The organism is uncultured Frigoribacterium sp. (assembly GCF_963515265.1).
Taxonomy (GTDB): Bacteria; Actinomycetota; Actinomycetes; order Actinomycetales; family Microbacteriaceae; genus Frigoribacterium.
On record NZ_CAUPYL010000128.1, the window covers coordinates 1 to 7631 of the forward strand.

General features: G+C 72.3%; 7 protein-coding genes and 1 pseudogene. 2 read left to right on the forward strand and 6 right to left on the reverse strand.

The window, feature by feature from the left end:
• Both RWM17_RS10280 and RWM17_RS10285 read right to left on the reverse strand, forming a co-directional pair.
• Positions 1-612, reverse strand: a pseudogene (locus RWM17_RS10280) (oxidoreductase); the annotation flags it as partial.
• Positions 613-733: 121 nt separating this feature from the next.
• A complete protein-coding gene (locus RWM17_RS10285; RefSeq protein ID WP_314103353.1) occupies positions 734-1018 on the reverse strand; it encodes a hypothetical protein in 285 nt (94 codons plus the stop codon).
• A gap of 48 nt (positions 1019-1066) precedes the next feature.
• Between RWM17_RS10285 and RWM17_RS10290 the strand changes: the two genes are divergently transcribed.
• Positions 1067-1423, forward strand: a complete 357-nt coding sequence (locus RWM17_RS10290; protein ID WP_314103355.1) for a hypothetical protein — start codon at positions 1067-1069, stop codon at positions 1421-1423.
• 84 nt (positions 1424-1507) lie between these two features.
• On the opposite strand, the gene RWM17_RS10295 is transcribed toward RWM17_RS10290, so the two are convergent.
• The 4 genes from RWM17_RS10295 to RWM17_RS10310 all read right to left on the reverse strand — a co-directional run bounded on the left by RWM17_RS10295 (position 1508) and on the right by RWM17_RS10310 (position 6848).
• Complete coding sequence (locus RWM17_RS10295; RefSeq protein ID WP_314103357.1) at positions 1508-4015, reverse strand: glycosyl hydrolase family 65 protein; 2508 nt, start codon at positions 4013-4015, stop codon at positions 1508-1510.
• Positions 4012-4890 carry a beta-phosphoglucomutase family hydrolase gene (locus RWM17_RS10300; protein WP_314103359.1) on the reverse strand — a complete coding sequence of 293 codons (879 nt, stop codon included), beginning with the start codon at positions 4888-4890 and terminating at the stop codon, positions 4012-4014. Before RWM17_RS10300 ends, RWM17_RS10295 begins: the two co-directional genes overlap by 4 nt.
• A 153-nt stretch (positions 4891-5043) precedes the next feature.
• Positions 5044-5640, reverse strand: coding sequence for a hypothetical protein (locus tag RWM17_RS10305; RefSeq protein ID WP_314103361.1), 597 nt, complete (start codon positions 5638-5640; stop codon positions 5044-5046).
• Between the two features lie 62 nt (positions 5641-5702).
• On the reverse strand, positions 5703-6848 hold the full coding sequence (locus tag RWM17_RS10310) for a zinc-dependent alcohol dehydrogenase (RefSeq protein WP_314103363.1): 1146 nt from the start codon (positions 6846-6848) through the stop codon (positions 5703-5705).
• A 199-nt stretch (positions 6849-7047) separates the two neighbouring features.
• Between RWM17_RS10310 and RWM17_RS10315 the strand changes: the two genes are divergently transcribed.
• The coding region (locus tag RWM17_RS10315; protein ID WP_314103364.1) for an SWIM zinc finger family protein at positions 7048-7631 on the forward strand (584 nt) is incomplete at its 3' end.

Genomic DNA, 7631 nt, shown 5'->3' on the forward strand with positions numbered 1-7631 from the left:
GCCGAGCACGACCGAGGCGGCACCGGCCGCGCCCGCGAGCAGCACGAAGCTGCGGCGCTCCAGGCCGGGGCCGCGGAGGGGCGGCGCGGGCACCGAGGCCTCGGACCAGCCGGTGCGGGTCGTCGCCTGCCAGCGCGAGAGTCTCCGGACGAGAGCCGTGAGGAGCAGCAGGGCGACGAGCGTGCCGACGGCCGTGGGCACCCCGTCGATGCTCGACGAGTCGGCACGCGTGAGCACGGCGATCATCGCGAGCACTCCCCCGAGGCCGAAGACCACCTTGCCTGCCGGGGGCCGACGGAGCTCGGCGATGCCCGCGCCCGCCGTGATGACGGCCAGCAGCACGCCCATGAGGGTGAAGAGCGCGATCTTGTCGCCGGTGCCGAAGAGGGCGACCATCGTGTCCTTGGCGACGGGAGGCGCCAGGTCGATCACCGCGGAGCCGACCGCGTAGAGCGGGCTGCCACCGGGGCCGGTCACGACGGCGGCGAGCTCGGCCGAGGCGAGGAACGCCGCCGCCGAGACGACGCCGGCGACCGCGGCCCAGCCCGAGGAGGCGCGGGTCGACATGCCCTCGCGGGTCTCTGTTGCAGGTGACTCGAGGCGCACGGACATGCAGTCAGGCTAGGCGGCGGCGCTCGGGATCCGCTGGGGCCGGACGAGGCGGCCGGGCGTCGGTCGTCGGCCTGCTGTCCGCCGTCGGCGGTCACGTCCCGTCGCGGTCACCCGTCGTAGGTCACTCGTCGTCGTCGACGAGGCTCTCCATCAGCTCGACGATGAACGCGACGGACGACTCGGACCCGGCGGCAGGCTCGACGTCGTCGTCCGCGTCGACGACGAGCAGGGGGATGCCGGGGCCGATCACGAGCTGCGCCATGTGGGCCACGCGGCCGAGGCGCGCGGCGACCGGCACGCGGAAGGTGCGGTCGTCGTCGCTGAACTCCATGGCGGCGGCGAGCAGCACCTCGGCCAGCTCGTCGGTCACGATCAGTTCCTGGCCTGCGTAGAACAGCGTCTTCATGCCCGCCAGCCTACGGGCGCGGCGCGCGCGTGCCGTAGCCTCGGGCGCATGGCAGAGAAGCGAGCACCCCAGGTCGAGACCGGCGACGCAGACGTGACCCGCGCCTCCTTGGAGCTGTCGCTCCCGGTGTCGCTGCTGGCGGGCGTCGTGCGCCGCGCCGTGCAGTCGACCCCTGCGTTCTCCTTCACGTCGGCCGACGAGCAGGGCGCACGGCTGATCCGCCGCTCGGCGACGGCGAGCGACGCCGACACGGTCCACCTCGTCTTCGAGGAGGCGGGCGCGGGCAGTCGCATCTCCGGCGAGGTGCACGCGCCGGCCGGCACCGTCGGCGTCAGCGTCAAGAAGCGCGACGCCGACACGATCGCGCTGTTCGACGCGATCGCCTCGGCGGCCGGGCCCTTCTAGCCCTCGACCTCGTCGGCCCGGGAACACGACGGCGGCCAGCCCCTTCGAGGAGGGACTGGCCGCCGACGCGACGTCGGGCGCCGGCTAGGCGGACGCCTCGTCCTCCTCGTACCGGTCGATGCTGATCGTCGGGATCGACGCCGTGATGACGGACCCGTCGGCGCGCACCAGCCCCCGCAGGTCGCTCGTCGTCGGCACCTTGGTCGTGATGCGGGGACCCTGGTCGTCGAGGGCGACGCGCACCGGCCGCTCGGACGGCACCTCGACCGTCTCGCCGCGGACGCTGACCGTGAGGCCCTCGCCGTCCTCGATGGTGAAGACGATCTCGTCGACGGCCAGGTCGACGCGGAGGCGGCTGCCCTTGACCGTCAGACGGAACGTGAGCTCCTCCCAGTCGGCGGGCAGGCGCGGGTCGAAGCTGACGCCGCCGAGGTAGTCGCGCATGCCGCCGTAGCCGGCGACCAGCGCGCTCCAGATGCCGCCGGTCGACGCGACGTGCACGCCGTCCGCGGTGTTGCGGTGCAGGTCGGCGAGGTCGACGTAGAGCGACGACAGGAAGTACTGCATCGACAGCTGGTGGTGGCCCACCTCGGCCGCGATGATCGACTGCACGACGCCGGAGAGGGTCGAGTCTCCCGTCGTCAGCGCGTCGTAGTACTCGAAGTCGCGCAGCTTCTGCTCGGCGGTGAACTCGTCGCCCTGGAGGAACAGCGCGAGCACGACGTCGGCCTGCTTCAGCACCTGGAACCGGTAGATCACCAGCGGGTGGTAGTGCAGCAGCAGCGGGCGCTTGTTGGCCGGCGTGGCGTCGAGGTCCCACAGCTCCTTGTCGAGGAACTGCGCATCCTGCGGGTGGATGCCGCGGTGCTCGTCGTAGGGGATCTCCATGGCCTCGGCGGCGCGCTGCCAACCGGCGATCTCCTGCTCGTCGAGCCCCAGCCGGGAGACCATGCGCTCGTAGGCGACCGGCGACTCCTCCGCGAGCTTGGCGACGTAGCGGACGGCGGCCCGGAGGTTCGCGCGGGCCATGACGTTCGTGTACAGGTTGTCGTCGACGACGGTCGTGTACTCGTCGGGGCCCGTGACGCCGTCGATGTGGAACCGCTGGTCGCCGTTCGAGCGCCAGAAGCCGAGGTCGGCCCAGAGCCGCGCCGTCTCGACGAGGATGTCGACTCCGCCGCGCTCCATGAAGTCGAGGTCGCCCGTGGCCTGGACGTACTGGCTGAGAGCGTGGCTGATGTCGGCGTCGATGTGGTACTGCGCCGTGCCGGCCGCGTAGTAGGCGGACGACTCGAGGCCGTTGATGGTGCGCCACGGGAAGAGGGCGCCGCGCTGGTTCAGCTCGACGGCGCGGTCGCGGGCGGCGTCGAGCATGCCGAGGCGGAAGCGCAGGGCGTTCCGCGCGACGTTCGGCGCCGTGTAGGTGAGGAACGGCAGCACGTAGATCTCGGTGTCCCAGAAGTAGTGCCCGCCGTAGCCGGACCCGGTGACGCCCTTGGCGGCGATGCCCTGGCCGTCGGTGCGGGCCGTCGCCTGGGCGAGCTGGAAGAGGTTCCAGCGGACCGCCTGCTGGATCTCCGGCTGGCCGCCCACGACGACGTCGGTGCGCGCCCAGTAGTCGTCGAGCCAGGCCCGCTGCTTGTCGAACATCGCCTGCGGCGGCTCCTCCGCGGCACGGTCGAGGGTGCGGTCGCAGCGGTCGGCGAGCTCGCGCGGCGGCACGCCGCGGCTCGTGTGGTAGGTCACCGTCTTGATCATCTTCACGGCCACGCCCGCCTTCGCGCGGACGCGGTACACGTGCTTCGACAGGTCGTCGTCGATCGACGACGACTCGTCCCACTCGTTCTCGGTCTCCATGACGTGGTCGGCGCCGACCGCGATGGTCATGCCCGAGTTGGTCGTCCGGTAGCCGAGCACGGCACGGGCGCCGCCGTTGCGGGCCAGCACGGGCTGCAGCACCCTGTCCTCGAAGGACTCGGCGCGGCGGGGGTCGAAGGCGTCGGCGGCGGCGCGCATGCCCGCGTGGTACTCGTCGCCCATGTCCTGGCGGTTGAGGATCTGGCTCGAGATGAGCAGCGACGCGTCGGCGTCGAGCACGGTGACCTCGTACTCGATGATCGCCAGGTGGCGGTCCTCGAGGCTCACGAGGCGGCGGCTCGTGACGAGCACTCGCTTGCCCGACGGGGTGCGCCACTCGACCTCACGGCTGAGGACGCCGTCCTGGAAGTCGAGGCGGCGGCAGTGCCTCAGGATGTCGGCCTCGAAGAGCACGAAGGGCTCGTCGTCGACGTAGAGCCGGATCACCTTCGCATCGGGCACGTTGACGATCGTCTGGCCGACGCGGGCGAAGCCGAACGCCTCTTCTGCGTGGCGGATCGGCCACGTCTCGTGGAACCCGTTCACGTAGGTGCCGAACGAGTGGCCGCCGCGTCCCTCGTCCGGGTTGCCGCGCAGGCCGAGGTAGCCGTTGCCGAGGGCGAAGATCGTCTCGGTGACGCCCTCGTCGCCCTGGTTGTACTCGTCCTCGACGAGGGCCCACTCGTCGACGGGGAACCGGCTGCGGTCGAGCGGGTCGGAGGTGATGTGGTTCACGGCTGGGCCTCTGCGGTCTCGGTGCTGGTCGTGTCGGTGCTGGCGGTCTCGGTGCTGGTCGTGTCGGTGCTGGCGGTCTCGGTGCTGGTGCTCGTGCTGGCCGGGTCGGGCGACGAGGAGGCGCGGGCCGAGCCGAGCGCGGCGACCACCTCCTGCAGGTCGTCGACCACCACGTCGGCGCCGGAGCGGAGAAGGGCGTCGCGGCCGGTGCCGCGGTCGACGCCGAGCACGAGGCCGAACGAGCCGGCACGGCCGGCCTCGACCCCGCTCGTCGCGTCCTCGACGACGACGCAGTCCGCGGCCGTGAGGCCCAGTCGGCGCGCGCCCTCGAGGTAGGTGTCGGGGGCAGGCTTGCCCGCGATGCCCTCGGCCGCGGCTACCGCACCGTCGACGATGACGTCGAAGCGGTCCCGCAGGCCAGCGGCCACGAGCACGGGCACGGCGTTGCGCGAGCTCGAGACGACGGCGACGGCGACGCCCAGGGCGATCGCGCGGTCGAGGAACTCGACGCTGCCCGGGTAGGGCTCGACGCCGTTCTCGTCCAGCTCGGCCGCGAAGACCGCGTTCTTCCGGTTGCCGAGACCGCGCACGGTCTCGGCGTCCGGGCTGTCGTCGTCCGTGCCCTCGGGCAGCTCGACGCCGCGCGCGGCGAGCATCGCGCGGACGCCGTCGTAGCGGGGGCGCCCGTCGACGTGCTCGAAGTAGTCGGCGTCGGTGTACGGGGCGAGCCCGTGCGCGTCGAACCAGTCGTTGAACAGACGGGACCAGGCGCGCATGTGCACCTCGGCCGTCGGCGTGAGGACGCCGTCGAGGTCGAAGAGGAGCGCGCCGAGCTCGCCGAGGCGGGACGCGTCGCGCGGGAGGGTGGAGGCCATGCACGGATCCTTCGAGGAGGTGTCGGTCAGAGGCGTTCGGAGCGCCCCGGAGCGACGACGGCCCGTGGTGCGCGCCAATTCTGGCACCACGCGGGCGTCCCGCACGACACCGCCGGGCCCTTCCTCCCGGCGACGTCCCTTCCCTCCCCTGGCTCAGCGCAGTGCGCGCACCGCCTTCGCGACGACGCGGACGGCGACCACGCCCGTCACGACCCACGGGCCGGCGACGATCAGCGGGTCGAGCCAGCGGTGGTGACGGTCGACGCGGGTCGAGTCGCGGGACGCGGCCCGCGCCTCCTTCCTGGCCTCGGCGGTCACGCCGGTCTCGCTCAGCAGGTCGTCGGGGCGGCCGCTGACGAGTGACCGGAGGTGCGCCCCCGTCGAGTCGACGCGGTCTCCGGCAACGAGCAGCAGCCAGTGCGCGAGGCGCCCCTCGCTGTAGCGGTCGTAGGCGAACCGGCGGATCGCGCCCGACACGCCGTGCAGCGGCTGGGCCGTGCCGAAGACGGGCGTGACGAAGGCGTGCTCGATCGAGCGCTCGCGCCCCTCGGAGCCGGGCTGGCGCTCGGGGAACTCCCACCGGGCCCCGGAGGCGCCGGGCGCGAACTGCAGCTTGGGGTGCGACGGGCGGTCGGCCGGGTCGAGGTCCGCACCCCAGCCGGGCACTCGCTCGCGGAGCTGCTCGGCGGTCGGGACGTCGCGGGGCTTCGAGGGCAGGTACGCCAGGGGGATGTCGTCGTGGTCGCTCATGGGATGTCTCCTCGTCCGTGGGACAGGTGCGGGACAGGTGCTGCTGCGGGTGCCGGTCGGCCTCAGGCGCCCGGCACGACCAGGGTCTTGATGTTGCCGTCGAGCTTCGCCGAGAAGAGGTGGTACCCCTCCGCGATGTGCTCGAGGGGCACGCGGTGCGTGACGATGTCGCTCGGCGTGAAGTGCCCGGCGCGGATGTGCTCGAACAGGCGCGGCCACTGCCGCTTGACCGGCGCCTGGTTCATGCGGAGGGTGAGGCCCTTGTTGAGGGCGTCGCCGAACTTGACGGCACTGAAGATCGGCCCGTAGGCGCCCATCACCGAGACGGTGCCGCCCTTGCGGACGCCGTCGATGGCCCAGTTGAGCGCGATGGGCGACCCGCCCTGGAGCTTGAACTTCGCGCTCGTGACGTGCTGGATCAAGTTGCCGTCCGCCTCGGCGCCCACCGCGTCGATGACGACGTCGGCGCCCAGGTAGTCGGTCTGCTTCTTGAGCTCGACGACGATGTCGTCGTGCTCAGCGAAGTTGATGGTCTCGGCGTGGGCGAAGCTGCGCGCCTTCTCGAGGCGGTACTCGAGGTGGTCGACGACGATCACGCGCGCGGCGCCCATGAACCAGGAGGAGCGCGCGGCGAAGAGGCCGACCGGTCCGGCGCCGAGCACGACCACCGTGTCGCCCTGGGCGATCTCGCCGAGCTGGGCGCCGAAGTAGCCCGTGCTGAGGGCGTCGGTCATCAACAACGCGTCCTCGTCCCGGATGTCGTCGGGGATGATGCTCGGCCCCACGTCGGCGAACGGCACGCGCACGTACTCGGCCTGCCCGCCGTCGTAGCCGCCGGTGGTGTGCGAGTAGCCGTAGATGCCGCCGACGGCCGTCGCGTTCGCGTTGACGTTGTGGCAGTTCGAGTACAGGCCGCGAGCGCAGAACCAGCACGAGCCGCAGTAGATGTTGAAGGGCACCATCACACGGTCGCCCTTCGCCAGGTTCTCGACCGACGACCCGACCTCCTCGACGACCCCGATGAACTCGTGCCCGAACGTGTGGCCGATCCTCGTGTCGGGCATCATGCCGTGGTAGAGGTGCAGGTCGGAACCACAGATGGCCGCGAGGGTCACCCGCACGATCGCGTCGTTCGGGTGCTGGATCGTCGGCACGTCCTTCTCGTCGACGCGGATCTTGTACGGCCCTCGGTAGGTCATCGCCCTCATGCGTGCCGGCTCCTCATGCGTCTCGGGTCCTCTCGTCGTGCGTGCGGTCGAGCCAACACCGGTCGGAGCCAGGGGCGCCGGGGCTTGTCCCGGCACGCGGGGGCCCGTATCCTCCGGGTCGGTCGACGCACGAGCGGGTCCCCCGGCCCTTGCGGAAGCGGGGTCCGCCGGTGTCGGCGGCTGCTGGGATCATGGGCGCATGCCCTCCCCCGAGCCGACGCGCGCGACCGCGCCCCTGGTCGACGCCGTCGACGTCATCCGGCTCGTCGGACCGCGCGCGTTCTCCCGTGCAAAGGAATACGCCCGTGACGACCACGTCGTCTCCTCGGAGTGGGACGTCGAGGGCCAGGTCCTGTCCGCCGAGGTACGCGGCAGCGTGGCGGCTCCCTACCGCTGCCGCGTCGTGCTCGCCCCGGGCCGCGGCGAGCACGGCCGCCCCACCAGCAGCGAGTGCAGCTGCCCGCTCGGCGGCGACTGCAAGCACGTGGCCGCCGCCCTGCTGGCCAACAACGCACGGGTCCTGTCTCCGGGCGCGGGCCTCGTGCGCACGGCTTCGAGCGCCGGAGGCGCGGGCTGGGCCACAGGCGTCGCGGGCGACGACGAGTCGGTCAGCTCGCCTGCCGTCGTAGCAGGCGCTGCCGCCGGCACCGGCTCCCCCGCCGACTGGCGCTCACGCCTGGCCCCGCTGACCGAGCCGCCTCGCCGGGTCGACGCCCGCACGACCCGCATGGGACTGCTCTTCGAGCGTCGGCCGCGGGCGCGGCCGTCGCGCAGCCGCTGGGA